This window comes from Kluyvera intermedia (assembly GCF_034424175.1).
Classification (GTDB): Bacteria; Pseudomonadota; Gammaproteobacteria; order Enterobacterales; family Enterobacteriaceae; genus Kluyvera; species Kluyvera intermedia.
This window is the reverse complement of sequence record NZ_CP139986.1, coordinates 4,481,464-4,507,229: the sequence shown is the minus strand read 5'-3', so window position 1 is coordinate 4,507,229 and position 25,766 is coordinate 4,481,464. Positions and strand designations below refer to the sequence as shown.

22 protein-coding genes and 1 rRNA gene are annotated in these 25,766 nt (G+C 53.6%); 18 read left to right on the top strand and 5 right to left on the bottom strand.

Annotated elements, in window-relative coordinates:
• Positions 1-73 precede the first annotated feature (73 nt).
• Entirely contained in the window at positions 74-973 is a 900-nt protein-coding gene (locus tag U0026_RS21655; RefSeq protein ID WP_062777427.1) for a carboxylate/amino acid/amine transporter, read from the top strand.
• On the opposite strand, the gene metR is transcribed toward U0026_RS21655, so the two are convergent.
• The gene (metR, locus tag U0026_RS21650; RefSeq protein ID WP_062777429.1) at positions 861-1,814 is read right to left on the bottom strand and encodes an HTH-type transcriptional regulator MetR; all 954 of its coding nucleotides are present in this window, start codon (positions 1,812-1,814) and stop codon (positions 861-863) included. The genes U0026_RS21655 and metR overlap by 113 nt on opposite strands.
• Before the next feature lie 117 nt (positions 1,815-1,931).
• Between metR and metE the strand changes: the two genes are divergently transcribed.
• Complete coding sequence (gene metE, locus U0026_RS21645; RefSeq protein ID WP_062777467.1) at positions 1,932-4,193, top strand: 5-methyltetrahydropteroyltriglutamate--homocysteine S-methyltransferase; 2,262 nt, start codon at positions 1,932-1,934, stop codon at positions 4,191-4,193.
• Between the two features lie 99 nt (positions 4,194-4,292).
• Here the strand turns inward: metE and U0026_RS21640 are convergent, their stop codons facing one another.
• Entirely contained in the window at positions 4,293-5,108 is an 816-nt protein-coding gene (locus U0026_RS21640) for a dienelactone hydrolase family protein (RefSeq protein WP_062777430.1), read from the bottom strand.
• Positions 5,109-5,345: 237 nt separating this feature from the next.
• Between U0026_RS21640 and udp the strand changes: the two genes are divergently transcribed.
• From udp to tatD, 9 genes are all read left to right on the top strand, one after another.
• Positions 5,346-6,107, top strand: coding sequence for a uridine phosphorylase (udp, locus tag U0026_RS21635; protein ID WP_062777432.1), 762 nt, complete (start codon positions 5,346-5,348; stop codon positions 6,105-6,107).
• A 140-nt stretch (positions 6,108-6,247) separates the two neighbouring features.
• The gene (gene rmuC, locus U0026_RS21630; protein ID WP_062777434.1) at positions 6,248-7,657 is read left to right on the top strand and encodes a DNA recombination protein RmuC; all 1,410 of its coding nucleotides are present in this window, start codon (positions 6,248-6,250) and stop codon (positions 7,655-7,657) included.
• A 100-nt stretch (positions 7,658-7,757) separates the two neighbouring features.
• Positions 7,758-8,513 (top strand): bifunctional demethylmenaquinone methyltransferase/2-methoxy-6-polyprenyl-1,4-benzoquinol methylase UbiE, encoded by a 756-nt coding sequence (ubiE, locus tag U0026_RS21625; protein WP_062777438.1) that lies wholly within the window; start codon positions 7,758-7,760, stop codon positions 8,511-8,513.
• A gap of 13 nt (positions 8,514-8,526) precedes the next feature.
• The gene (gene ubiJ / locus U0026_RS21620; protein WP_062777440.1) at positions 8,527-9,132 is read left to right on the top strand and encodes a ubiquinone biosynthesis protein UbiJ; all 606 of its coding nucleotides are present in this window, start codon (positions 8,527-8,529) and stop codon (positions 9,130-9,132) included.
• On the top strand, positions 9,129-10,769 hold the full coding sequence (gene ubiB / locus U0026_RS21615; protein ID WP_062777442.1) for a ubiquinone biosynthesis regulatory protein kinase UbiB: 1,641 nt from the start codon (positions 9,129-9,131) through the stop codon (positions 10,767-10,769). Before ubiJ ends, ubiB begins: the two co-directional genes overlap by 4 nt.
• A gap of 76 nt (positions 10,770-10,845) precedes the next feature.
• Positions 10,846-11,100 carry a Sec-independent protein translocase subunit TatA gene (gene tatA, locus U0026_RS21610; protein ID WP_062777444.1) on the top strand — a complete coding sequence of 85 codons (255 nt, stop codon included), beginning with the start codon at positions 10,846-10,848 and terminating at the stop codon, positions 11,098-11,100.
• Positions 11,101-11,103: 3 nt separating this feature from the next.
• Positions 11,104-11,634 (top strand): Sec-independent protein translocase protein TatB, encoded by a 531-nt coding sequence (tatB, locus tag U0026_RS21605; protein ID WP_062777446.1) that lies wholly within the window; start codon positions 11,104-11,106, stop codon positions 11,632-11,634.
• 2 nt (positions 11,635-11,636) lie between these two features.
• Complete coding sequence (gene tatC / locus U0026_RS21600; RefSeq protein ID WP_062777447.1) at positions 11,637-12,401, top strand: Sec-independent protein translocase subunit TatC; 765 nt, start codon at positions 11,637-11,639, stop codon at positions 12,399-12,401.
• A gap of 27 nt (positions 12,402-12,428) precedes the next feature.
• On the top strand, positions 12,429-13,223 hold the full coding sequence (gene tatD, locus U0026_RS21595) for a 3'-5' ssDNA/RNA exonuclease TatD (RefSeq protein WP_164717425.1): 795 nt from the start codon (positions 12,429-12,431) through the stop codon (positions 13,221-13,223).
• A 1-nt stretch (position 13,224) separates the two neighbouring features.
• Here tatD and rfaH read toward each other — a convergent pair whose 3' ends face one another.
• The gene (gene rfaH, locus U0026_RS21590) at positions 13,225-13,713 is read right to left on the bottom strand and encodes a transcription/translation regulatory transformer protein RfaH (RefSeq protein WP_062777451.1); all 489 of its coding nucleotides are present in this window, start codon (positions 13,711-13,713) and stop codon (positions 13,225-13,227) included.
• 163 nt (positions 13,714-13,876) lie between these two features.
• On the opposite strand from rfaH, the gene ubiD reads away from it, so the two are divergent.
• Complete coding sequence (gene ubiD / locus U0026_RS21585) at positions 13,877-15,355, top strand: 4-hydroxy-3-polyprenylbenzoate decarboxylase (RefSeq protein WP_062777453.1); 1,479 nt, start codon at positions 13,877-13,879, stop codon at positions 15,353-15,355.
• A 52-nt stretch (positions 15,356-15,407) separates the two neighbouring features.
• Positions 15,408-16,109, top strand: a complete 702-nt coding sequence (gene fre / locus U0026_RS21580) for an NAD(P)H-flavin reductase (protein WP_062777454.1) — start codon at positions 15,408-15,410, stop codon at positions 16,107-16,109.
• A 168-nt stretch (positions 16,110-16,277) separates the two neighbouring features.
• On the opposite strand, the gene fadA is transcribed toward fre, so the two are convergent.
• Positions 16,278-17,441: an acetyl-CoA C-acyltransferase FadA gene (fadA, locus tag U0026_RS21575; protein WP_062777456.1), complete on the bottom strand. Its 1,164-nt coding sequence runs from the start codon at positions 17,439-17,441 to the stop codon at positions 16,278-16,280.
• A gap of 9 nt (positions 17,442-17,450) precedes the next feature.
• A complete protein-coding gene (gene fadB / locus U0026_RS21570; protein ID WP_062777458.1) occupies positions 17,451-19,640 on the bottom strand; it encodes a fatty acid oxidation complex subunit alpha FadB in 2,190 nt (729 codons plus the stop codon).
• A gap of 190 nt (positions 19,641-19,830) precedes the next feature.
• Between fadB and pepQ the strand changes: the two genes are divergently transcribed.
• The 5 genes from pepQ (at position 19,831) to U0026_RS21545 (ending at position 25,752) form a co-directional block, all read left to right on the top strand.
• Positions 19,831-21,162, top strand: coding sequence for a Xaa-Pro dipeptidase (gene pepQ, locus U0026_RS21565; protein WP_062777460.1), 1,332 nt, complete (start codon positions 19,831-19,833; stop codon positions 21,160-21,162).
• Positions 21,162-21,776, top strand: coding sequence for an IMPACT family protein (locus U0026_RS21560; RefSeq protein ID WP_062777462.1), 615 nt, complete (start codon positions 21,162-21,164; stop codon positions 21,774-21,776). The genes pepQ and U0026_RS21560 overlap by 1 nt, the downstream gene beginning before the upstream one ends.
• 42 nt (positions 21,777-21,818) lie before the next feature.
• Positions 21,819-23,270: a Trk system potassium transporter TrkH gene (trkH, locus tag U0026_RS21555; protein ID WP_062777464.1), complete on the top strand. Its 1,452-nt coding sequence runs from the start codon at positions 21,819-21,821 to the stop codon at positions 23,268-23,270.
• 12 nt (positions 23,271-23,282) lie between these two features.
• On the top strand, positions 23,283-23,816 hold the full coding sequence (gene hemG / locus U0026_RS21550; RefSeq protein ID WP_062777466.1) for a menaquinone-dependent protoporphyrinogen IX dehydrogenase: 534 nt from the start codon (positions 23,283-23,285) through the stop codon (positions 23,814-23,816).
• Positions 23,817-24,212: 396 nt separating this feature from the next.
• Positions 24,213-25,752, top strand: a 16S ribosomal RNA gene (locus tag U0026_RS21545).
• Positions 25,753-25,766: the final 14 nt, after the last annotated feature.

Below are 25,766 nucleotides of genomic sequence, written 5' to 3'. Positions count from 1 at the left end.
GGTCACTAAGTGGTCAGTTGTCAACCCTCTTCTTCGCTACAATGAATGTTCATCTTCCTATGAGACATTCATTGTGGCGCTCCTGATTATTACCACGATCCTGTGGGCTTTCTCTTTTAGCTTCTACGGCGAGTACCTCGCCGGGCACGTTGATAGTTATTTTGCCGTGCTGGTGCGTGTCGGTCTGGCGGCACTGGTATTTTTGCCGTTTCTGCGTACGCGCGGGCACAGTCTGAAAACAGTGGGGCTGTATATGCTGGTAGGGGCGATGCAGCTTGGCATTATGTATATGCTGAGCTTCCGCGCCTATCTCTACCTGACCGTCTCCGAGTTGCTGCTGTTTACCGTGCTAACACCGCTCTACATCACGCTGATTTATGACCTGATGAGTGGACGTCGCCTGCGCTGGAGCTATGCGTTTAGCGCGCTGCTAGCGGTGATTGGCGCGGGGATTATTCGTTATGACCATGTCACTAGCCATTTCTGGACAGGGTTGATACTGGTGCAGCTCTCCAATATCGTCTTTGCCATCGGCATGGTGGGTTATAAACGCCTGATGGAAACCCGTCCGATGCCGCAGCACAACGCATTTGCCTGGTTCTACCTTGGCGCCTTTTTGGTGGCCGTGGTGGCTTGGTCACTGCTGGGCAATGCGCAGAAAATGCCACAGACGCTACCGCAGTGGGGCATTCTGGTGTTCCTTGGCGTGGTGGCGTCGGGAATTGGCTACTTTATGTGGAACTACGGTGCCACACAGGTGGATGCGGGCACGCTGGGCATTATGAACAATATGCATGTGCCTGCGGGGCTGCTGGTTAACCTGGCTATCTGGCATCAACAGCCCCACTGGCCGAGCTTCCTTACAGGGGCCGCGGTGATCCTGGCCTCACTTTGGGTACATCGGCGTTGGGTAGCTCCGCATTCCTCACAAACGGCAGATGATCGCAAGCGTGGTTCCGCGCTGAGCGAATAAACGCATCCATAATCGGCTGACGCTGCTCGCCATCGCGCACGGCGGCGTACAGCCGACTCCACAGCCCTTCGCCCAGGGTTTTGGTCACGATAAGACCCTGGCGCTCAAAACTCTCTACCACCCAGTGCGGCAGTGCGGCAATGCCCATCCGCGCAGAAACCATCTGAATCAGTAGCAACGTGTTATCGACGCTTTTCAACTGTGGGCTGATACCTGCTGGTTGCAGGAAGTGACGCCAGATATCCAGACGCTGACGTTGTACCGGGTATATCAGCAGGGTTTCTGGCGCTAAATCTTCCGGCGTAATACGCGTTTTGGTCGCCAGCGGATGATCCGGCGACAGCACCAGACGCACCTCAAAATCAAACATCGGAGAATAATTCAGGCCGCTGCGCGGCAGAATGTCGGAGGTCAGCACAATGTCCAGTTCGCTCTGCTGCAAGGCAGGCTGTGGGTCGAACGTCACGCCAGATTTAAAGTCCATCTCCACTTGAGGCCACTGCTTGTGGAAGTTCTCCAGCGCGGGTGTCAGCCACTGAATACAGCTATGGCATTCAATGGCGATGCGTAGCGTCGCCTGCTGAGGCTCATTGCAGGCTTGCAGCGCCTGACTAATTTGCGGCAGCACCTGGTTTGCCAGCTGTAGCAGAATCTCTCCCTGTGGGGTAAAGCGTAACGGCTGACTTTTACGTACAAATAGCCGAAAGCCAAGGCGCTGTTCCAGATCGCTGAACTGGTGAGACAGGGCGGATTGGGTCTGATGCAGCGTCGCCGCGGCGGCTGCCAGTGAACCACTATTCCGCAACGCCAGGAGCGTTTTCAGGTGTTTAATCTCGATCATGAAAGTCCTTCACTTCGGCATGAACAAATTGCGCTTGAGGATTATACAGTAACCGCCAATTATGGATGTGTAAACATCTGGACGGCTAAATACTGAAAATTCCATGAGAGGCATATGATGACTATTCAAAACCACACCCTCGGTTTCCCTCGCGTTGGCCTGCGTCGCGAGCTGAAAAAAGCGCAAGAGAGCTATTGGGCGGGTAACGCCTCCCGTGAAGAACTACTGGCCGTGGGCCGTGAGCTGCGCGCTCGTCATTGGCAACAGCAGAAACAAGCGGGTATCGATCTGCTGCCGGTGGGCGATTTTGCCTGGTATGATCACGTGCTGACCACCAGCCTGCTGCTGGGTAACGTTCCGGCGCGCCATCAGAATAAAGATGGCTCTGTTGATATCGACACATTATTCCGCATTGGCCGTGGCCGCGCACCGACCGGTGAACCTGCGGCGGCGGCAGAAATGACCAAATGGTTTAATACCAACTATCACTACATGGTGCCTGAATTCACCAAGGGGCAGCAGTTCAAACTGACCTGGACCCAACTGCTGGATGAGGTGGATGAAGCACTGGCGCTCGGCCACAACGTAAAACCCGTACTGCTGGGCCCGCTAACCTACCTGTGGCTGGGGAAAGTGAAGGGCGAACAGTTTGACCGCCTGAGTCTGCTGAACGATATCCTGCCGGTTTATCAGCAGGTGTTGGGTGAGTTGGCGAAACGCGGTATTGAGTGGGTACAAATTGATGAGCCTGCGCTGGTTTTAGAGTTGCCCCAGGTTTGGCTGAACGCCTTTAAACCAGCATACGATGCGCTGACTGGGCAGGTTAAACTGCTGTTGACCACCTATTTTGAAGGGGTAACGCCGAATCTGGATACCCTTACCGCGCTGCCGGTACAGGGGCTGCATGTTGACTTCGTACACGGCAGCGATGATGTTGAGGAACTGCATCAGCGTCTACCGGCAGACTGGCTGCTCTCTGCAGGCTTGATTAACGGCCGCAACGTCTGGCGTGCCGATCTGACCGAAAAATATACCCAGATTAAAGCGATTGTCGGCAAACGTCCGCTTTGGGTGGCCTCTTCTTGCTCCCTACTGCACAGCCCCATTGATCTGAGCGTCGAAACCCGCCTTGATGCTGAAGTGAAGAGCTGGTTTGCTTTCGCTTTGCAAAAATGTGGTGAGCTGGCGCTGCTGCGTGATGCGCTGAACACGGGCAATACCGCTGCGCTGGTAGAATGGAGTGCGCCGATTCAGGCGCGTCGGCAGTCAACCCGCGTCCACAATGCTGTGGTTGAAAAACGTCTGGCAACGATTACCGCGCAGGATAGCCAGCGTGCTAATGCTTATCCGGTACGTGCTAGAGCCCAGCGTGCACGCTTTAACCTGCCGGCATGGCCGACCACGACCATCGGTTCCTTCCCGCAAACCACAGAAATCCGCGGTCTGCGTCTGGACTTCAAAAAAGGCAATCTCGACGCGAGCAACTACCGCACCGGGATTGCCGAGCACATCAAACAGGCTATTGTGGAGCAGGAGCGTTTAGGCCTCGATGTGCTGGTGCACGGTGAAGCTGAACGTAACGACATGGTCGAATATTTTGGTGAGCACCTCGACGGCTTTGTCTTTACGCAAAACGGTTGGGTACAGAGCTATGGCTCACGCTGCGTGAAACCGCCGGTGGTGATTGGCGATGTCAGTCGCCCGCAAGCGATTACCGTGGAATGGGCAAAATACGCCCAATCGCTGACCGACAAACCGGTCAAAGGCATGCTGACTGGCCCGGTGACCATTCTTTGCTGGTCATTCCCACGTGAAGATGTGACCCGCGAAACTATTGCTAAGCAGATTGCCTTGGCGCTGCGTGATGAAGTCGCGGATCTGGAAGCTGCCGGTATCGGTATCATCCAGATCGACGAACCAGCGCTGCGTGAAGGTCTGCCGCTGCGTCGTAGTGACTGGGCGGCGTATCTGGAGTGGGGCGTGGAAGCCTTCCGTATTAATGCCTCAGTGGCGAAGGACGACACGCAGATCCACACTCACATGTGTTACTGCGAGTTCAACGACATCATGGATTCCATCGCGGCGCTGGATGCGGACGTCATTACCATTGAGACCTCGCGTTCTGATATGGAACTGCTGGAGTCGTTCGAAGAGTTCGACTACCCGAATGATATCGGGCCTGGCGTGTACGACATTCACTCGCCAAACGTGCCGAGCGTGGAATGGATTGAAGCGCTGCTGAAGAAAGCCGAGCAACGTATTCCGGCGGAACGTCTGTGGGTTAACCCCGACTGCGGCCTGAAAACGCGCGGCTGGCCGGAAACCCGGGCCGCGCTGGCGAATATGGTGAAAGCCGCGCAAAATCTGCGGCAGGCGTAAAAAAACAAGGTAGCCCGGACGAGGTGTTTGCGCCGACTCCGGGAAGGCTCGGGAGCCGAATCCCGGCGGCGCTTCGCTTGGGCGGGCTACTTTATTAGGCTACTGGCTTTTCTTCCCCGCATACTGCGCAAACCACGCCAGCATCCGTTGCCAGCCATCTTTAGCTGACTCTTCATGGTAACTTTCGCGATAATCGGCATTAAACGCGTGTCCGGCGTCGGGATACACCACAATCTCGGCTTTCGCATTAGCCGCGCGTAGCGCATGACGCATTGTTTCGACGGACTCAAGTGAGATCCCTGTATCCTGCCCGCCGTACAGCCCAAGCACCGGTGCGCTAAGGTCTACCGCCACATCAACCGGGTGTTTTGGATTGTTTAATGTCTTGTCACCGGTCAGGCGACCATACCAGGCCACCGCGGCTTTCAGCTGTGGATTGTGCGCGGCATACAGCCATGCAATACGTCCTCCCCAGCAAAAACCGGTCACCGACAAGCGATTGGCATCACCGCCGTTGCGCGCAGCCCAACTGGCAACATGGTCGAGGTCGACCAGCACTTGGGCATCGGGAACTTTTGATACCAGACCGCTGAACAATGACGGGATATCGTCATAGTCACTGGCATCGCCCTGGCGGAAATAGAGTTCTGGTGCGATAGCCAGATAACCCTCCAGCGCCAGCCGACGGCAGATATCACGGATGTGTTCGTGGACGCCAAAAATCTCCTGCACTACGATGATTACCGGGAGAGGCGCATCGCTATGTTTTGGTCGGGCTTGATAAGCCGGCAGCGTATCTCCCTGTGAGGGAATGGAGGTTTCTCCCGCCGTAATAGCCTCTTCGGGCGTATGGACGGTAGTCGAGGCATGAGGTGAAGCAGCAGATGCAAATCCAGGTTGTTTATTGATTGTCATGGCATTCTCCGTACCCTTGTAATGAACTCATAGCAGAATCACAGTGCCTGAATACGGCGTATTTTTGTGCAGCTGACGATCACAATAACTTGTTAATGTGATGTGAATCACTAATTGCATGGAATTTAATGTAATATTTTTATTCCTTAGTGATGGTAGTCACGAAAAAGTATCGTGGTCTTCTATAAAGTACATTTTTGCTTCTTCTGCAAAACTTAAACCACAGAGGAGTTCTTTATGTCCAAGTCTGATGTTTTTCATCTCGGCCTCACTAAAAACGATTTACAAGGGGCTACGCTTGCGATCGTCCCCGGTGACCCGGAGCGTGTGGAAAAGATCGCCGCGCTGATGGATAAGCCGGTAAAACTGGCATCTCATCGTGAATTTACCTCCTGGCGTGCTGAACTGGATGGCAAATCAGTCATCGTTTGCTCGACCGGTATCGGTGGCCCGTCTACCTCTATTGCCGTGGAAGAACTGGCACAGCTGGGTATCCGCACTTTCCTGCGTGTGGGCACCACCGGCGCTATTCAGCCGCACATCAACGTTGGCGATGTACTGGTGACTACCGCATCCGTCCGTCTTGACGGCGCGAGCCTGCATTTTGCCCCAATGGAATACCCAGCGGTTGCTGATTTCGCCTGTACCTCTGCGCTGGTTGAAGCGGCGAAAGCTATCGGCGCGACCACTCATGTGGGCGTGACTGCATCATCAGACACCTTCTACCCAGGTCAGGAACGCTATGACACCTTCTCTGGCCGCGTAGTGAGAAACTACAAAGGTTCGATGGAAGAGTGGCAGTCAATGGGCGTGATGAACTACGAAATGGAATCCGCTACCCTGCTGACCATGTGCTCAAGCCAGGGTCTGCGCGCGGGGATGGTTGCTGGCGTTATCGTCAACCGCACCCAGCAGGAAATTCCTAACGCAGAGACCATGAAGAAGACCGAAAGCCACGCGGTGAAAATCGTGGTAGAAGCGGCGCGTCGCCTGCTGTAGTTTTCCTCTCCTTCGTAAAAGGCCGACTTGTTCGGCCTTTTTCTTTTTGCGCAGCGGCTCGCAGGAAACTGCTTTAAAACTGGACGTTTATACAGCACAATTCTATTTTGTGCAGATAACCGGTTTAAGTAGGGGGCGTTGTGGATATTGCCGTGGTGATTTATGCGTTAGTGGCGTTGGCGGGCATAGCGATTGGCTGGCTGGCTGCGAGCTATCGTGTGGCGCATCAGCGTGCCGAGCAGTTGGCGGAAGAGCGAGATGTGTACGGTGAATTAAGTGCCGCGAAACAACACATTGCCCAGAACGCCCACTGGCGCGAAGAGTGTGAACTGCTTAACAACGAGCTGCGTAGCCTGCGAGAAATCAACTCGTCGCTCGAAGTCGATCTGCGCGAAGTGACCACGTTGCTGGAGACCACTCGCCAGCACGGTGATGAAAAACACTGCCTGATGCTCAACAGCGAACAACGCCTGAGCGAGCAGTTTGAGAACCTCGCCAACCGTATCTTTGAGCAGAGCAATCGTCGGGTGGATGAACAAAACCGTCAAAGTCTACACGGCCTGTTGACGCCGTTACGTGAACAGCTTGATGGTTTTCGTCGTCAGGTTCAGGACAGCTTTGGTCAGGAAGCGCGTGAGCGCCACACGTTGGCGCATGAAATTCGTAATCTGCAACAGTTGAATGCCCAAATGGCGCAGGAAGCAGTCAATCTGACCCGGGCGCTAAAAGGGGATAACAAAACCCAGGGTAACTGGGGCGAAGTGGTTCTCACCCGCGTTCTGGAAGCTTCTGGCCTACGCGAAGGTCATGAGTATGAAACCCAGGTCAGCATTAACACCGACGCCAGCTCCCGCATGCAGCCGGACGTTATTGTCCGCCTCCCGCACCGTAAGGATGTGGTGGTAGACGCCAAGATGACGCTGGTGGCCTACGAGCGCTATTTTAACGCTGAAGATGACTATACGCGTGAAGCGGCTCTGCAAGAGCACATTGCGGCGGTACGTAAACACATTCGTCTGTTGGGGCGTAAAGATTATCAACAGTTGCCGGGGCTGCGCTCCCTGGACTACGTCCTGATGTTTATTCCTGTCGAACCGGCATTTTTGCTGGCGCTCGACCGCCAGCCAGAATTGATCAGCGAAGCGTTAAAAAATAACATTATGCTGGTCAGTCCCACTACGCTGCTGGTGGCGTTGCGTACTATTGCTAATCTGTGGCGCTATGAGCATCAAAGCCGTAATGCGCAACATATTGCTGAACGCGCCAGCCGCTTATATGACAAAATGCGCCTCTTCGTTGATGATATGTCGTCGATCGGCCAGAGTCTCGAAAAAGCGCAGGATAACTACCGTCAGGCGATGAAAAAACTCACCTCGGGGCGGGGTAACGTGTTGTCTCAGGCGGAGGCGTTCCGTCATCTTGGCGTCGAGGTGAAGCGCGAGATCAACCCCGATCTCGTCGAGCAAGCGACCTCGCAGGATGATGAGTTCCGACTGCGTGATGATGAAGAGTTGAATGATGACAATCCGTTAGCGGCAGAACACCGCTAATTCAGCGCTACCGGCGATTTCGTAACGGGGTGGAATCGTAGGGCAATCGTGCCCAATCTGTTACACTCCATGAACATTTTCTTGATAAGCAGGCATAGAGATGGTTGAGGATTCACAAGAAACGACGCACTTTGGCTTTCAAACAATTGCCAAAGATCAGAAGGTAGACATGGTGGCGCATGTATTCCATTCTGTCGCCGCAAAATACGATGTTATGAATGACCTGATGTCATTCGGTATTCATCGTCTCTGGAAGCGTTTTACCATTGATTGCAGCGGCGTGCGCCGTGGACAGACAGTTCTCGATCTGGCGGGCGGTACCGGTGACCTGACGGCGAAATTCTCGCGTATGGTGGGCGAAACCGGGCGCGTCGTGCTGGCTGATATTAACGACTCGATGTTGAAAATGGGTCGTGAAAAGCTGCGTAATATTGGCGTAGTGGGTAACGTAGAATACGTTCAGGCGAACGCAGAAGCGCTGCCATTCCCGGATAACACCTTTGACTGCATCACCATTTCTTTTGGCCTGCGTAACGTCACTGATAAAGACAAAGCGCTGCGCTCCATGTATCGCGTACTGAAGCCAGGTGGCCGCCTGTTAGTGCTGGAGTTCTCCAAGCCGGTTATTGACCCCCTGAGCAAAGCTTACGATGCTTACTCGTTCCATATTCTGCCGCGCATTGGCGAAATGGTCGCGAACGATGCAGACAGCTACCGCTATCTGGCTGAATCCATCCGTATGCATCCGAATCAGGATACCCTGAAAGAGATGATGCAAAATGCGGGTCTGGAAAACGTAGATTACTACAACCTGACGGCTGGGATCGTCGCGCTGCACCGTGGCTATAAATTCTGATTGAGAGGCTGCTATGCCGTTGAAACCTTTAGTAACCGGCAGCATTGAGACCGCCATCAACGCGCTGCTGTGGCGTGAGAAGGCGTTAAAACCTGCTCGTCAGCGTCTTATTGGTAAAGTACTGCGCATTGAACTTAAAGAGTTCACCTCACCGCTAGTGTTAGTTTTCAGCGAGCGTCAGGTTGACGTACTGGGCGCATGGGAAGGCGATGCTGACTGTACCGTGATGACCCGCGCTAGCGTGCTGCCGCAGTTGCGTAACCGCCAGCAACTGACTGCGCTTATTCGTAATAATGACCTCGAAGTACAGGGCGATCTTCAGGTGGTGCAGAATCTGGTGTCGCTGGCTGATCTTGCCGAATTTGACCCGGCTGAGCTTTTAGCGCCATATACCGGAGATATTGCGGCCGAAGGCGTCAGCAAAGCCCTGCGTGGCGGTATGAAATTTTTGCAGCATGGCCTGGCGCGCCAGCAGCAGTATGTTGCTGAAGCGCTCACAGAAGAGTGGCGTCTTGCTCCGGGAGCATTAGAAGTGGCCTGGTTTGCTGAAGAAGCGATGGCCGTGGAGCGAGAGCTTGCTGCCCTGACCAAACGGCTGGAAAAACTGGAGGAGAAATGACGCCAGGAGAATTACGGCGCCTGTATTTTATCATCCGCACCTTCTTGAGCTACGGGCTAGATGAGCTGATTCCCAAAATGCGAATCACGCTGCCGCTGCGTATTGGACGTCGGTTGTTGTTCTGGATGCCGAATCGCCACAAGGATAAACCGTTGGGTGACCGCCTGCGGTTAGCGCTCCAGGAACTTGGCCCGGTGTGGATCAAGTTCGGCCAGATGCTCTCTACCCGCCGCGACCTTTTCCCGCCGCAAATTGCCGACCAACTGGTGATGCTACAAGATCGCGTGGCACCGTTTGATGGCAAGCTGGCAAAACAGCAAATTGAAAAATCGATGGGGGATATTCCCGTCGAAAGCTGGTTCGATGATTTTGATATTGAACCGCTGGCTTCCGCTTCGATTGCTCAGGTGCATACGGCACGCTTGAAAGAGAATGGTCGGGAAGTGGTGATTAAGGTTATCCGTCCGGACATTTTGCCGGTCATCAAAGCGGATATGAAACTTATCTACCGGCTGGCTCGCTGGGTTCCACGCCTGCTGCCAGATGGTCGTCGACTGCGCCCGCTGGAAGTCGTCCGTGACTATGAAAAAACGTTGCTTGATGAATTAAACCTGCTGCGTGAAGCCGCTAACGCTATTCAGCTGCGTCGTAATTTTGAAAATAGCCCGATGCTCTATGTGCCGGAGATTTACTCCGACTACTGCCGCGTTGATATGCTGGTGATGGAGCGTATTTACGGCATCCCGGTGTCTGATATCGAGACGCTGGAAAAGCAAAATACCAACATGCAACTGCTGGCTGAACGTGGTGTGCAGGTGTTCTTCACTCAGGTATTCCGCGATAGCTTCTTTCATGCCGACATGCACCCGGGGAATATTTTCGTCAGCTACGAACACCCGGAAGATCCGCAGTACATCGGTATCGACTGCGGTATTGTCGGCTCGTTAAATAAAGACGATAAGCGCTATCTAGCGGAAAACTTTATCGCCTTCTTCAACCGCGACTACCGCAAGGTGGCAGAGCTACATGTGGATTCTGGCTGGGTACCGGCGGACACCAGCGTTGAAGAGTTTGAGTTTGCTATCCGTACCGTGTGCGAACCCATCTTTGAAAAACCGCTGGCAGAAATTTCCTTCGGTCACGTGTTGTTAAACCTGTTTAACACCGCTCGCCGCTTCAATATGGAAGTGCAACCACAACTGGTGTTACTGCAAAAGACATTACTTTACGTAGAAGGGGTAGGACGTCAGCTCTATCCTCAGTTAGATTTATGGAAGACGGCGAAACCTTTCCTTGAGTCATGGATTAAGGATCAGGTGGGGATTCCTGCATTGTTCCGGGCGTTGAAAGACAAAGCACCGTTCTGGATCGAAAAAATGCCGGAAATCCCTGAGTTGGTGTACGACAGCCTGCGTCAGAGTAAACAGATGCAAGCTAGCCTGGCGAAGATTTCACAAGACATGGCAACGCATCATATCCGGCAGGGGCAATCGCGTTATCTCTTTGGTATAGGTGCGGTTTTACTCCTGAGCGGTACAGTGTTACTGGTTTACCGTCCGGAATGGGGGCTAACACCCGCATGGCTTATGGCCGGAGGTCTGGTGGTATGGCTTGCAGGCTGGCGGAAGACGCGCTGATTTTTGCGTCGCTAACAGGGCGTTGCATAACGTATAATGCACGCTGATTATTTCATCATCTATCAGAGGAACTTGTATGGGTGGTATTAGTATTTGGCAGTTGCTGATTATCGTCGTTATCGTGGTTCTGCTTTTTGGGACTAAAAAGCTGAGCTCACTTGGGTCGGATTTAGGCGCGTCTATCAAAGGCTTCAAAAAAGCCATGGGTGATGAAGACGACAAGAAAGACAAACCGAGCCAGGATGCAGACTTCACTGCGCAATCAATTACTGATAAGCAGGAAAGTGCGAAGAAAGACGAAGCGAAACGCCACGACAACGAGCAGGTGTAATTCGTGTTTGATATTGGTTTCAGTGAACTGTTGCTGGTGTTTATTGTTGGCCTTGTGGTGTTGGGGCCAAAACGACTACCGGTAGCAGTGAAGACGGTTGTTGGCTGGATCAGAGCACTGCGCTCGCTGGCGGCAACCGTACAAAATGAGCTGACGCAGGAGCTTAAACTCCAGGAGTTTCAGGACAGCCTGAAGAAAGTGGAGAAAGCGAGTCTGGATAGTCTGACGCCTGAGCTGAAGGCTTCTATGGACGAACTGCGTGAAGCGGCAGAGTCTATGAAGCGTTCTTACTCAGCGCACGATCCTGAAAAGGCGAGTGACGAGGCCAATACTATCCATAACCCTGTGGTGAAGGATAAGGACGCCGCACAGCCGGTTACGGCTGAGCCGCAGGTGGCACCGTCTGAGGAGCCGGTTTCGCAGCACGTTGAAGCCTCAGAGCCTGAGACTATCGTGGTCAAACCGGTAGAGAAAGAGAAAGTCTCTACCGCCGCCGTTCCTGATTCATCCCCCGCATCGAGTGATAAACCGTAGACATGAGCGTAGAAGATACTCAACCGTTGATCGCTCATCTGATTGAGCTGCGTAAGCGCCTGCTCAATTGCATTATTGCGGTCATTGTCATTTTTCTGGCGTTGGTTTACTTCGCCAATGATATCTATCAACTGGTGTCGGCACCGCTGATTAAACAGATGCCGCAGGGTGCGACGATGATCGCAACCGATGTGGCGTCACCGTTTTTCACGCCAATCAAGCTGACTTTTATGGTCTCGCTTATCCTCTCGGCGCCGGTCATCCTGTACCAGGTATGGGCGTTTGTTGCGCCTGCGCTGTACAAGCATGAGCGTCGTCTGGTGGTACCGCTGCTGGTCTCCAGTACTTTGCTGTTTTATACCGGTATGGCGTTCGCCTATTTCGTGGTGTTCCCACTGGCCTTCGGCTTCCTGACGCACACTGCGCCGGTTGGGGTGCTGGTCTCAACCGATATTAAGAGCTACCTCGACTTCGTCATGTCGCTATTTATTGCGTTTGGCGTATCGTTTGAAGTGCCTGTGGCGATTGTCTTGTTGTGTTGGGTTGGTGTCACCACGCCAGACGACCTGCGCAAGAAGCGTCCGTACGTGCTGGTCGGCGCATTCGTGGTTGGCATGCTGCTGACGCCACCGGATGTGTTCTCGCAAACGTTGCTGGCCATCCCGATGTACTGTCTGTTTGAAGTGGGACTGTTTTTCTCCCGCTTCTACGCCGGGAAGCGAGCAACGCGTGAGGAAGACGCGCAAGCAGAAGAAACTGAAGAATAACCAACCGCCCGTCAGGGCGGTTGTCATATGGGAGCCATGATGTTTGATATCGGTGTTAATTTAACGAGTTCACAGTTTTCCAGCGATCGCGACGAGGTGGTCACCCGCGCCCGCGCCGCTGGCGTACACGGTATGCTGTTGACTGGTACCAACCGTCATGAGAGTGAAGAAGCCCAGCGGCTGGCAGAACGATTTGAACTTTGCTGGTCTACCGCAGGCGTGCACCCGCATGACAGCAGCAGCTGGTCACCGGAAGTCGCAGACGCTATTTATACGCTGGTCAATAAACCGGAAGTGGTGGCGGTGGGCGAGTGCGGTCTGGACTTTAACCGTAATTTCTCAACGCCTGCGGAACAGGAAACCGCTTTTAGCGCCCAGTTGGCGATGGCTGCTGAATTGGGGATGCCGGTATTCCTGCACTGTCGTGACGCGCACGATCGCTTCTTTGCGCTGCTGGAGCCCTGGCTGGACCATCTGCCGGGTGCCGTGTTGCATTGCTTTACCGGTACGCGGGATGAATTGCAGGCTTGTCTGGATCACGGGTTGTTTATCGGCATTACCGGCTGGGTATGCGATGAGCGTCGGGGGCTGGAGCTGCGCGAGATGTTACCGATGATCCCGGCCAATCGCCTGCTGCTGGAGACGGATGCACCGTATCTTTTGCCGCGCGATATGACGCCAAAGCCGGCATCGCGTCGTAATGAACCGGCGTTTGTGCCGCATATTCTGACTCGCGTTGCCCAATGGCGTGGGGAAGAGGCACAATGGCTGGAAGCCGTCACAGACAACAATGCCAGACAGTTGTTTAATATCGACTTTTAAATCAGGATTTACGGAAGTCGGTGTTCTTAACGCTCTGCTTGATTTGCTTGTTAAGCAGGTTGAGCAGCAGCATAGAGCGCGCTTCGCCGTCCGGCTCGGCAAAGATGGCCTGTAACCCTTCGAACGCGCCTTCGGTAATGACAACGCTGTCGCCAGGATAGGGGGTTTCCGGATCGGTAACGTCATCTGGCTGATAAAGCGAAAGCTGGTGGATAACCGTTGACGGTACCGTCGCCGGATGAAGCCCAAAACGCACAAAGTGGCTTACGCCGCGGGTGGCGTTGATGGTAGTGGTATGAATGACTTCTGGGTCAAATTCCACAAACATATAGTTCGGGAACAGTGGCTCACTGACTGAGGTGCGTTTGCCGCGCACGATTTTTTCCAGGGTGATCATCGGCGTCAGGCAGTTTACCGCCTGTCGTTCAAGATGTTCCTGGGCACGCTGAAGTTGCCCGCGTTTGCAGTACAGTAAATACCAGGCTTGCATAATGACTCTTTTTTGCTATTTAACGCGGAAGCATAACAAAAGTGCGGCTAAATCGCGACGTTGATTATCGCTGCTTTAATTTACGCTAATTTAACAAAAATACAGCATCACGGACCCATTCGCCGTATAATGAGGCGCTTACCAGGAGGCCAATAATTACCCCATGAAATACCATGACTTGCGCGACTTTCTGACACAACTTGAGCAGCAGGGCGAACTAAAACGTATTAGCCTCCCGGTTGACCCCCATCTGGAGATTACCGAAATTGCCGACCGCACCCTTCGTGCCGGTGGGCCTGCATTGCTGTTCGAGAATCCCAAAGGTTATTCCATGCCGGTGCTGTGTAACCTGTTCGGCACGCCAAAACGTGTGGCAATGGGCATGGGGCAGGAAGATGTCAGCGCGTTGCGTGAAGTGGGTAAGTTATTAGCCTTCCTGAAAGAGCCTGAGCCGCCAAAAGGTTTCCGCGATCTGTACGACAAGCTGCCGCAGTTTAAGCAAGTACTGAACATGCCGACCAAACGGCTGCGCGGCGCGCCTTGCCAGCAAAAAGTTATCTCTGGAGATGACGTCGATTTATCCCGCATTCCGGTGATGACCTGCTGGCCCGAAGATGCTGCACCACTGATTACGTGGGGGCTGACGGTGACCCGTGGGCCACACAAAGAACGGCAGAATCTGGGTATCTATCGCCAGCAGGTGATTGGCAAAAATAAACTGATTATGCGCTGGCTGTCGCATCGCGGCGGCGCGCTTGATTTTCAGGAGTGGTGTGCGGCTCATCCTGGTGAGCGGTTCCCGGTTTCCGTCGCGTTGGGTGCCGATCCTGCGACCATTCTTGGCGCGGTGACGCCGGTGCCGGACACTCTCTCCGAGTATGCTTTTGCTGGCCTGCTGCGTGGCACCAAAACCGAAGTGGTGAAGTGTCTTTCCAACGATTTGGAAGTTCCGGCCAGCGCTGAGATTATCCTTGAAGGTTACATCGAGCAGGGTGAGTTCGCGCCGGAAGGCCCGTATGGTGATCACACCGGTTATTACAACGAAGTGGATAGTTTCCCGGTCTTTACCGTGACGCATATTACCCAGCGCGAAGACGCTATTTATCATTCCACCTATACCGGACGTCCACCCGATGAACCCGCAGTGTTAGGTGTGGCGCTGAATGAAGTCTTCGTGCCAATTCTGCAAAAACAGTTCCCGGAGATTGTCGATTTCTACTTGCCGCCGGAAGGTTGTTCATACCGCCTTGCCGTCGTCACCATGAAAAAGCAGTATGCCGGACATGCAAAACGCGTGATGATGGGCGTATGGTCGTTTTTACGCCAGTTTATGTACACAAAATTCGTGATTGTCTGCGATGATGATGTGAACGCACGTGACTGGAACGATGTGATATGGGCGATTACGACCCGTATGGATCCTGCGAGGGATACCGTGCTGGTAGAAAATACGCCGATTGATTATCTTGATTTCGCCTCGCCGGTTTCCGGTCTGGGGTCGAAAATGGGGCTGGATGCCACCAATAAGTGGCCTGGGGAAACCCAGCGCGAGTGGGGCCGTCCGATCAAGAAAGATCCCGCCGTTACGGCGCGCATTGATGACATCTGGGACGAGCTGGCCATTTTTTCCGACGATAAATGATAAATATATTCCCTGACTTTATGGATGGGGAAAGACCCGACAGAGGGAGCGCATGACAACCTTAAGCTGTAAAGTGACTTCGGTGGATGCCATTACCGATACGGTATATCGCGTTCGTTTAGTGCCCGACGCCGCCTTCTCATTCCGCGCCGGGCAGTATCTGATGGTGGTAATGGATGAGCGCGACAAACGCCCGTTCTCCATGGCCTCTACGCCGGATGAAAAAGCGTTTATTGAGCTGCATATCGGCGCTTCAGAGCTAAATCTGTACGCGATGGCGGTCATGGACCGTATTCTGAAAGATCGTGAAGTGGTGGTGGATATCCCGCACGGCGAGGCCTGGCTTCGCGATGAAGACGATCGTCCGCTGGTGCTGATTGCAGGTGGGACTGGCTTCTCATATGTGCGCTCAATTCTACTGACCGCGCTGGCGCGTAACCCGAATCGTGATGTGACGATTTATTGGGGCGGCCGTGAAGAGAAGCATCTTTACGATCTCTCCGAGCTGGAAGCGTTGTCGGTGACTCACCCTAATCTGCGTGTTGAACCGGTGGTTGAACAGCCTGAAGAAGGCTGGCGCGGACGTTCTGGGACTGTTTTGACGGCGGTATTGCAGGATTACGGTACGCTGGCGGAGCACGATATCTACATCGCAGGTCGCTTTGAAATGGCGAAAATTGCCCGTGACTTGTTCTGTAACGAACGCCAGGCGCGGGAAGACCGCCTGTTTGGCGATGCGTTTGCATTTATCTGATAGACGAATAAAAAACCCGCCCCTGACAGGCGGGAAGAACGGCAATTAAACTTTTTTGTGCTGTAGGCCGGATAAAACGCGCAGCGTTGCCATCCGGCATGTTTGCCGGGGGGCGCTGCGCTTGCCCGGCCTACAGTAATGATAATGTTTGCGTTATCGAGCGCGTTTTTATACGCGCTCGATAACGGTCGCGATCCCCTGACCCAACCCGATACACATGGTCGCCAGACCAAACTGGGCGTCTTTGCGTTCCATCAGATTCAGCAGGGTGGTGGTGATACGCGTACCGGAACACCCTAGCGGATGACCCAGGGCGATAGCCCCACCGTTAAGGTTGATCTTCTCGTCGATCTGCTCCATCAACCCCAGATCTTTAATGCACGGCAGGATCTGTGCGGCAAACGCTTCGTTCATCTCAAACAGATCAATGTCGCTGGCGGTTAGACCGGCTTTTTTCAGCGCCAGCTTTGAGGCTGGAACCGGACCATAACCCATGATGGAAGGGTCGCAGCCCACCACGGCCATTGAGCGAATACGTGCGCGAGGGGTTAATCCCAATGCCCGTGCGCGGCTTTCGCTCATCACCAGCATGGCGGAAGCCCCGTCGGAGAGCGCGGAAGATGTCCCGGCGGTAACTGTACCGGTTACCGGATCGAATGCTGGACGCAGGGTAGAAAGCGCCTCAACGGTCGTTTCCGGGCGGATAACTTCATCGTAATTAAACTGTTTCAGTACACCATCTGCATCGTGCCCGCCGGTTGGAATAATTTCATTCTTAAAGGCACCGGACTGGGTTGCAGCCCAGGCTCGCGCGTGAGAACGTGCGGCGAAAGCATCCTGCATTTCACGGTTAATACCGTGCATACGTGAGAGCATTTCAGCCGTCAGACCCATCATCCCCGCGGCTTTGGCAACGGTACGACTCATGCCCGGATGGAAATCCACACCGTGACTCATCGGCACGTGGCCCATGTGCTCGACGCCGCCGACCAGACAGACCTGCGCATCGCCGGTCATGATCATGCGTGCCGCATCGTGCAGAGCTTGCATTGAAGAACCACAGAGGCGGTTAACGGTAACCGCCGGAACTGAATGCGGGATCTCCGCCAGCAATGAAGCGTTACGGGCGATGTTGAAGCCCTGCTCCAGCGTTTGCTGCACGCAGCCCCAATAGATGTCATCGATAGCCGCCGCTTCAAGCGCCGGGTTGCGTGCCAGCAGGCTACGCATCAAATGGGCGGAGAGATCTTCTGCACGTACGTTGCGGAACGCGCCCCCTTTCGAGCGGCCCATCGGGGTACGAATTGCATCAACAATAACAACCTGTTCCATCGTGACTCCTTAAGCCGTTTTCAGCTCACCAGCCGGGCGGGCGGGTTCAACCGGGGGATAATACGCTTCGTTATGACGCGCTTTGTCGCGCAGCCCGGCCGGGACTTCATACAATGGGCCGAGATGCTGATATTGCTGCGCCATATCGAGATACTTCGCGCTGCCAAGCGTATCCAGCCAGCGGAATGCTCCGCCGTGGAATGGAGGGAAGCCGAGGCCGTAGACCAGCGCCATGTCGGCTTCTGCCGGGCTTGCGATAATGCCTTCTTCTAGGCAACGCACTACTTCGTTGACCATCGGAATCATCATGCGGGCGATAATCTCTTCTTCACTGAAGTCGCGTTTAGGCTGGCATACGTCGGCCAGCAGGCTATCCACCGCAGGATCTTCTTCTTTCTTCGGTTTACCTTTGCTGTCTTCTTTATAACGCCAGAAGCCCAGACCGTTTTTCTGTCCATAGCGGCTGGCATCGAACAGTGCGTCGATGGCATCGCGATAGTCTTTATGCATACGCTGCGGGAAACCGGCGGCCATCACGGCTTGTGCATGGTGGGCGGTATCAATACCAACCACATCGAGCAGGTAAGCTGGGCCCATAGGCCAACCGAACTGTTTCTCCATGACTTTATCGACTTTGCGGAAATCCGCACCGTCGCGCAGCAACTGGCTGAAACCGGCAAAGTACGGGAACAGGACGCGGTTGACGAAGAAGCCAGGGCAGTCGTTAACCACAATTGGCGTTTTGCCCATTTTGCTTGCCCAGGCGACCACTTTGGCGATGGTACTATCCGAGGTTTTCTTGCCACGGATAATCTCAACCAATGGCATACGGTGTACTGGGTTAAAGAAGTGCATCCCGCAGAAGTTTTCCGGGCGTTCAAGCGCATCGGCCAGATCACCGATAGGAATCGTTGAAGTGTTGGACGCCAGCACTGTGTCCGGACGAACTTTTTGCTCGGTCTCGACCAGTACGGCTTTCTTCACCTTCGGATTTTCCACGACCGCTTCAACGACGACATCAACCCGGTCAAAGCCTGCGTAGTCCAGCGTCGGCTGAATGGTAGAAATGACCCCTGCCAACTTCCGACCGTCGATCTTACCGCGCTCCAGCTGTTTGTTGAGCAGCTTGCTGGCTTCATTCATGCCGAGCGCCAGCGACTTCTCATTAATATCCTTCATAATCACCGGCACGCCTTTCCAGGCTGACTGGTAAGCAATCCCGCCACCCATAATGCCAGCACCAAGTACCGCAGCATGTTTTGGTGGTTCGGTATTTTTGGTCAGTTTCTTCGCCTGACCTTTCACGAATTGGTCGTTGAGGAAAATGCCGACCAGCGCACGGGCTTCATTGGAATGGGCCAGTGGAACAAAACTTTTGTTTTCCAGATTCAGCGCTTCTTCACGGCCAAAACGGGCTGCCGCTTCGATAGTTTTCACCGCCGTGATTGGCGCTGGGTAGTGTTTGCCCGCCGTCTGCATCACCATGCTTTTGGCGATGGTGAAGCTCATGGTGGCTTCAATCTTGCTGAGCTTGAGGGGTTCAAGCTTTGGCTGACGCTTGGCTTTCCAGTCGAGGTCGCCGTTGATGGCCTGACGCAGTACCGCCAGCGCACCGTCGAACAGTTTCTCCGGTTTAACGACGCCATCGACCAAACCGAGTTTCAGTGCTTGCTCCGCGCTGACATCTTTACCGGCAGCAATGATCTCCAGCGCGCTATCGGCACCCAGCAGGCGCGGCAGACGTACTGAGCCGCCAAAGCCCGGCATAATGCCTAGCTTGGTTTCTGGCAAGCCGATGCGCAGATCCGGTGTCGCCAGGCGGTAGTCGGTCGCCAGCACACATTCGCAGCCGCCGCCGAGCGCATAACCGTTAATGGCGGAAAGGGTTGGAACCGGCAAATCTTCCAGACGATTAAAGACGCTATTGGCAAAATGCAGCCACTGGCTGAACTGTTCTTCAGGTACCAGGAACAACGAAAGGAATTCGGTAATATCCGCACCGACAATAAAAGCCGCCTTTTCAGAGCGTAGCACCAGCCCTTTCAGCTCTTTTTGTTTTTCGAGGACGTCGAGCGCCTGGCCGAGGCTGGCTACGGTCGCGGTATCTAGCTTGTTAACGGAGCCGGGGGCATCGAACACCAGTTCGGCAATGCCATCTTCCAGCCAGTTGAGGTACAGGGTGTCGCCTTTGTAGAGCATGTCAGTCTCCTGAATCCAGCAAAGTGATCTGGTCGTACCAGATAAACTCGAGTGTGTATTTTGTGTTAAATAAATGCAAATGAGTCTTTAAATATTTGCTGGCGCGATCACGCCCGGTGGAAATCACGCAGGGTGGGTGAGGTGTGCTAATATGCGGAAACTTGAGGGTAAATATTCAGAAGGATAAATAATGGAATCTCTGGCCGCACTCTATAAAAATCATATTGTTACCTTACAAGAGCGGGCGCGTAATGCACTCGAGCGTTTCAAGCTTGATGCGTTGCTTATCCACTCCGGCGAGCTGATGAATGTTTTTCTCGATGACCACGCGTATCCGTTCAAGGTCAACCCGCAGTTTAAAGCGTGGGTGCCGGTAACCCAGGTACCGAACTGCTGGTTGCTGGTGGACGGTGTCAATAAACCGAAGCTGTGGTTCTATCTGCCGGTTGATTACTGGCACAACGTTGAACCGTTGCCAACCTCGTTCTGGACTGATGATGTTGAAGTAATCGCGCTGCCGAAAGCAGACGGTATTGGCAGCCAGCTGCCTGCGGCCCGTGGCAACATTGGCTATATTGGTCCGGTTCCGGAACGTGCGTTGGGCTTAGGCATCGCGGCAAATAATATCAACCCAAAACCGGTAATCGATTATCTGCACTACTATCGCGCCTATAAAACCGATTATGAGCTGGCGTGTATGCGTGAAGCGCAGAAAATGGCGGTTAACGGGCATCATGCGGCAGAAGAAGCGTTCCGTTCCGGCATGAGCGAGTTTGATATCAACCTCGCATACCTGACGGCTACCGGTCATCGTGATATCGATGTGCCTTACGGCAACATTGTGGCGCTGAATGAACATGCCTCCGTATTGCACTACACCAAGTTAGATCATCGTGCGCCATCAGAGTCGCGCAGTTTCCTTCTTGATGCAGGCGCCGAGTACAACGGCTATGCCGCTGACCTGACGCGTACCTGGGCGGCGCACAGTGATAACGACTTTGCGCAGCTCATTAAAGATGTGAATACCGAGCAACTGGCGCTGATTGCGACCATGAAAGCGGGTACCAGCTATGTGGATTACCACATTCAGTTCCATCAGCGTATTGCTAAGCTGCTGCGTAAACATCAGATCGTGACCGACATGAGCGAAGAAGCCATGGTTGAGAACGACCTGACCGGGCCGTTTATGCCACACGGCATTGGTCACCCTTTGGGTCTGCAGGTTCATGATGCTGCCGGCTTTATGCAGGATGACTCCGGTACGCATCTGGCGGCACCATCGAAATACCCGTACCTGCGCTGCACGCGTGTACTGGAGCCGCGCATGGTATTGACCATCGAGCCGGGCATCTACTTCATTGAGTCTCTGCTTGCACCATGGCGTGAAGGTCAGTACAGCAAGCATTTCAACTGGCAGAAAATTGAAGCGCTCAAGCCTTTCGGCGGCATTCGTATTGAAGATAACGTGGTAATCCACGAGAACAATGTCGAAAACATGACGCGTGATCTGAAACTGGCGTAATGGATAGCTGGCGAATACCGGCCGAACCGGTCACCTTTGTTGAAGAGATCAAGAAGAGCCGCTTTATCACCCTGTTAGCGCATACTGATGGGGTGGACGCGGCAAAAGCGTTCGTCGAGTCGGTTAGGGCTGAACACCCGGATGCCCGCCACCATTGTGTGGCGTGGGTCGCGGGCAGACCTGATGACTCACAGCAACTTGGTTTCTCTGATGATGGTGAACCGGCAGGTACGGCCGGGAAACCCATGCTTGCTCAGTTGATGGGGAGCGGTGTGGGTGAAATTACCGCCGTAGTCGTGCGCTACTACGGCGGGATCTTGTTGGGAACTGGCGGGCTGGTCAAAGCCTATGGTGGCGGAGTACAGCAGGCACTGAATCTGCTGATCACGCAGCTCAAAACGCCGTTAACCGAATATACTCTTTTATGTGAATACGGTCAGCTTGCGGGTATTGAAACGCTCGTCGGGCAGTATGCGGGACAAATCGTTTCCAGCGACTATCAGGCATCGGTGCAACTTCGAGTGGCGCTTCCTAAGGCAAAAGTGCCTGAATTTTCAGCAAGACTGGCAGATTTTAGCCGTGGTTCATTGCATTTGTTAGCGATTGACGAATAATCCCCTCCTGAATTTTTTTGAATATCAAAGGACGCGCCGGAAATGCATTTTCGTGCCATTACTCGAATTGTTGGACTTCTGGTCATCTTATTCTCGGGGACAATGATCCTGCCGGGCCTGGTGGCTTTGATTTACCGCGATGGCGCCGGGCGCGCATTTACTCAAACCTTTTTCGTTGCGCTGGCGATTGGCTCGCTGCTATGGTGGCCAAACCGCCGTGAGAAGGGTGAGTTGAAATCCCGTGAAGGATTTTTGATTGTTGTGTTGTTCTGGACGGTGCTGGGGAGCGTGGGTGCGCTGCCCTTTATCTTCTCTGAGCAACCTAACCTGACGGTGACCGATGCGTTTTTTGAATCGTTTTCGGGGTTAACGACCACCGGGGCGACAACATTGGTGGGGCTGGACTCATTGCCTCACGCGATCCTCTTTTATAGACAGATGCTGCAGTGGTTTGGCGGGATGGGGATCATCGTGCTTGCCGTGGCGATTCTGCCTATCCTCGGCGTAGGGGGAATGCAGCTTTATCGGGCGGAAATGCCCGGCCCGCTAAAAGACAACAAGATGCGTCCGCGTATCGCTGAAACGGCAAAAACGCTGTGGCTTATTTATGTCTTGCTGACGGTCGCGTGTGCATTGGCTTTATGGTTTGCTGGAATGCCAGCGTTCGACGCCATCGGCCACAGCTTTGCAACGATTGCTATCGGCGGCTTCTCAACGCATGACGCCAGCGTCGGCTTCTTTAATAGTCCAACCATCAACACCATCATTGCTATCTTCCTGCTGATCTCAGGATGTAACTATGGTCTGCACTTCTCTTTGCTCAGTGGACGTAGCCTGAAGGTCTACTGGCGTGACCCGGAATTCCGTATGTTTATCGGCGTGCAGCTCACGCTGGTGGTTATCTGTACGTTGGTGTTGTGGTTCCACGATATTTACGCGTCGGCGGTGACGACGCTAAACCAGGCTTTCTTCCAGGTTGTTTCGATGGCGACGACGGCGGGTTTCACCACCGACAGTATTGCACGTTGGCCTTTATTCTTGCCGGTGCTGTTACTGTGCTCCGCATTTATCGGTGGTTGCGCCGGTTCAACTGGTGGGGGATTGAAGGTCATTCGTATCCTGCTGCTGTTTAAACAGGGGAACCGTGAACTCAAACGTCTCGTCCACCCGAATGCGGTATACAGCATTAAGCTGGGTAATCGTGCGCTACCTGAACGTATTCTTGAAGCGGTGTGGGGCTTCTTCTCGGCCTATGCACTGGTCTTCATTATAAGCATGCTGGCAATCATCGCTACCGGTGTGGATGACTTCTCGGCATTTGCCTCAGTTGTCGCAACGTTAAACAACCTTGGCCCTGGACTGGGTGTGGTGGCGGATAACTTTGCCAGCATGAATCCGGTGGCGAAGTGGATCCTTATCGCGAATATGCTGTTTGGTCGTCTTGAAGTCTTTACGCTGCTGGTGCTGTTTACCCCAACATTCTGGCGCGAATAACAGGAGTTAGCGTTGAAAACATTAATGCTCTTTTCTACCCGTGATGGGCAGACGCGCGAAATTGCCGCCTACCTTTGCTCACAGTTGCATGAACTGGGGGTGGATACGGCGATGGTTGATCTGAACCGTACAGATAATATTGAGTGGCAGCTGTACGACCGGGTCATCATTGGTGCTTCTATTCGCTACGGTCATTTCCATCCTGCTCTTGATCGCTTTGTGAAAAAGTACGCGACGGCATTGCAGGCGGTGCCAAGTGCATTCTTCTCGGTAAATCTGGTGGCCCGTAAACCAGAGAAGCGTTCTCCGCAGACTAATAGCTATACCCGCAAGTTTCTGTTGCGTTCTCCGTGGCATCCAGATACCAGCGCAGTATTCGCTGGAGCATTGCGTTATCCGCGATACGGATGGTTTGACCGCTTCATGATCCGCCTGATTATGAAGATGACTGGCGGTGAAACGGATACCAGTAAAGAAGTGGTGTATACCGACTGGGAGCAGGTAGCGGGTTTTGCCAAAGAAATCGCGCAACTTTCGCGCAAATAGGGCGCTAATTCGACGTGTTGCCTGGAAATTGAGCGAACGAAAACTTTTTTCAGAATTATGCTTGCGGGTTCTCAATTTCTCCCTATAATGCGGCCCCACTGAGACGGAACAACGGCAAGCAAGCCGCCGGGTCATCAGGGGTTCTTAAGAGAACGCCGACAGAGAAAAGCGAAATTAAACGGTTGACTCTGAAAGAGGAAAGCGTAATATACGCCACCTCGCAACAGTGAGCGAAAGCCGTGTTGCACTGCTCTTTAACAATTTATCAGACAATCTGTGTGGGCACTCGAAGATACGGATTCTTAAACGTCGCAAGACGCTAAATGAATACCAAGTCTCAACGAGTGAACATACGTAATTCATTACGAAGTTTAATTTATTGAGCATCAAACACTTAAATTGAAGAGTTTGATCATGGCTCAGATTGAACGCTGGCGGCAGGCCTAACACATGCAAGTCGAACGGTAGCACAGAGAGCTTGCTCTTGGGTGACGAGTGGCGGACGGGTGAGTAATGTCTGGGAAACTGCCCGATGGAGGGGGATAACTACTGGAAACGGTAGCTAATACCGCATAACGTCGCAAGACCAAAGTGGGGGACCTTCGGGCCTCACACCATCGGATGTGCCCAGATGGGATTAGCTAGTAGGTGGGGTAATGGCTCACCTAGGCGACGATCCCTAGCTGGTCTGAGAGGATGACCAGCCACACTGGAACTGAGACACGGTCCAGACTCCTACGGGAGGCAGCAGTGGGGAATATTGCACAATGGGCGCAAGCCTGATGCAGCCATGCCGCGTGTATGAAGAAGGCCTTCGGGTTGTAAAGTACTTTCAGCGAGGAGGAAGGCATTGTGGTTAATAACCGCAGTGATTGACGTTACTCGCAGAAGAAGCACCGGCTAACTCCGTGCCAGCAGCCGCGGTAATACGGAGGGTGCAAGCGTTAATCGGAATTACTGGGCGTAAAGCGCACGCAGGCGGTCTGTCAAGTCGGATGTGAAATCCCCGGGCTCAACCTGGGAACTGCATTCGAAACTGGCAGGCTAGAGTCTTGTAGAGGGGGGTAGAATTCCAGGTGTAGCGGTGAAATGCGTAGAGATCTGGAGGAATACCGGTGGCGAAGGCGGCCCCCTGGACAAAGACTGACGCTCAGGTGCGAAAGCGTGGGGAGCAAACAGGATTAGATACCCTGGTAGTCCACGCCGTAAACGATGTCGACTTGGAGGTTGTGCCCTTGAGGCGTGGCTTCCGGAGCTAACGCGTTAAGTCGACCGCCTGGGGAGTACGGCCGCAAGGTTAAAACTCAAATGAATTGACGGGGGCCCGCACAAGCGGTGGAGCATGTGGTTTAATTCGATGCAACGCGAAGAACCTTACCTACTCTTGACATCCAGAGAATTTAGCAGAGATGCTTTAGTGCCTTCGGGAACTCTGAGACAGGTGCTGCATGGCTGTCGTCAGCTCGTGTTGTGAAATGTTGGGTTAAGTCCCGCAACGAGCGCAACCCTTATCCTTTGTTGCCAGCGGTTCGGCCGGGAACTCAAAGGAGACTGCCAGTGATAAACTGGAGGAAGGTGGGGATGACGTCAAGTCATCATGGCCCTTACGAGTAGGGCTACACACGTGCTACAATGGCATATACAAAGAGAAGCGACCTCGCGAGAGCAAGCGGACCTCATAAAGTATGTCGTAGTCCGGATCGGAGTCTGCAACTCGACTCCGTGAAGTCGGAATCGCTAGTAATCGTAGATCAGAATGCTACGGTGAATACGTTCCCGGGCCTTGTACACACCGCCCGTCACACCATGGGAGTGGGTTGCAAAAGAAGTAGGTAGCTTAACCTTCGGGAGGGCGCTTACCACTTTGTGATTCATGACTGGGGTGAAGTCGTAACAAGGTAACCGTAGGGGAACCTGCGGTTGGATCACCTCCTTACCTTAAAGAACCGA

What these genes read in the sequence shown, in the direction of transcription:
- pepQ (WP_062777460.1), top strand. Translation starts at nt 19,831, where the DNA reads ATGGAATCTCTGGCCGCACTCTATAAAAATCATATTGTTACCTTACAA.
- tatD (WP_164717425.1), top strand. Translation starts at nt 12,429, where the DNA reads ATGGGAGCCATGATGTTTGATATCGGTGTTAATTTAACGAGTTCACAG.
- U0026_RS21560 (WP_062777462.1), top strand. Translation starts at nt 21,162, where the DNA reads ATGGATAGCTGGCGAATACCGGCCGAACCGGTCACCTTTGTTGAAGAG.
- ubiB (WP_062777442.1), top strand. Translation starts at nt 9,129, where the DNA reads ATGACGCCAGGAGAATTACGGCGCCTGTATTTTATCATCCGCACCTTC.
- metR (WP_062777429.1), bottom strand. Translation starts at nt 1,814, where the DNA reads ATGATCGAGATTAAACACCTGAAAACGCTCCTGGCGTTGCGGAATAGT.
- ubiJ (WP_062777440.1), top strand. Translation starts at nt 8,527, where the DNA reads ATGCCGTTGAAACCTTTAGTAACCGGCAGCATTGAGACCGCCATCAAC.
- fre (WP_062777454.1), top strand. Translation starts at nt 15,408, where the DNA reads ATGACAACCTTAAGCTGTAAAGTGACTTCGGTGGATGCCATTACCGAT.
- metE (WP_062777467.1), top strand. Translation starts at nt 1,932, where the DNA reads ATGACTATTCAAAACCACACCCTCGGTTTCCCTCGCGTTGGCCTGCGT.
- tatA (WP_062777444.1), top strand. Translation starts at nt 10,846, where the DNA reads ATGGGTGGTATTAGTATTTGGCAGTTGCTGATTATCGTCGTTATCGTG.
- ubiE (WP_062777438.1), top strand. Translation starts at nt 7,758, where the DNA reads ATGGTTGAGGATTCACAAGAAACGACGCACTTTGGCTTTCAAACAATT.
- U0026_RS21640 (WP_062777430.1), bottom strand. Translation starts at nt 5,108, where the DNA reads ATGACAATCAATAAACAACCTGGATTTGCATCTGCTGCTTCACCTCAT.
- ubiD (WP_062777453.1), top strand. Translation starts at nt 13,877, where the DNA reads ATGAAATACCATGACTTGCGCGACTTTCTGACACAACTTGAGCAGCAG.
- fadB (WP_062777458.1), bottom strand. Translation starts at nt 19,640, where the DNA reads ATGCTCTACAAAGGCGACACCCTGTACCTCAACTGGCTGGAAGATGGC.
- trkH (WP_062777464.1), top strand. Translation starts at nt 21,819, where the DNA reads ATGCATTTTCGTGCCATTACTCGAATTGTTGGACTTCTGGTCATCTTA.
- tatC (WP_062777447.1), top strand. Translation starts at nt 11,637, where the DNA reads ATGAGCGTAGAAGATACTCAACCGTTGATCGCTCATCTGATTGAGCTG.
- fadA (WP_062777456.1), bottom strand. Translation starts at nt 17,441, where the DNA reads ATGGAACAGGTTGTTATTGTTGATGCAATTCGTACCCCGATGGGCCGC.
- rfaH (WP_062777451.1), bottom strand. Translation starts at nt 13,713, where the DNA reads ATGCAAGCCTGGTATTTACTGTACTGCAAACGCGGGCAACTTCAGCGT.
- udp (WP_062777432.1), top strand. Translation starts at nt 5,346, where the DNA reads ATGTCCAAGTCTGATGTTTTTCATCTCGGCCTCACTAAAAACGATTTA.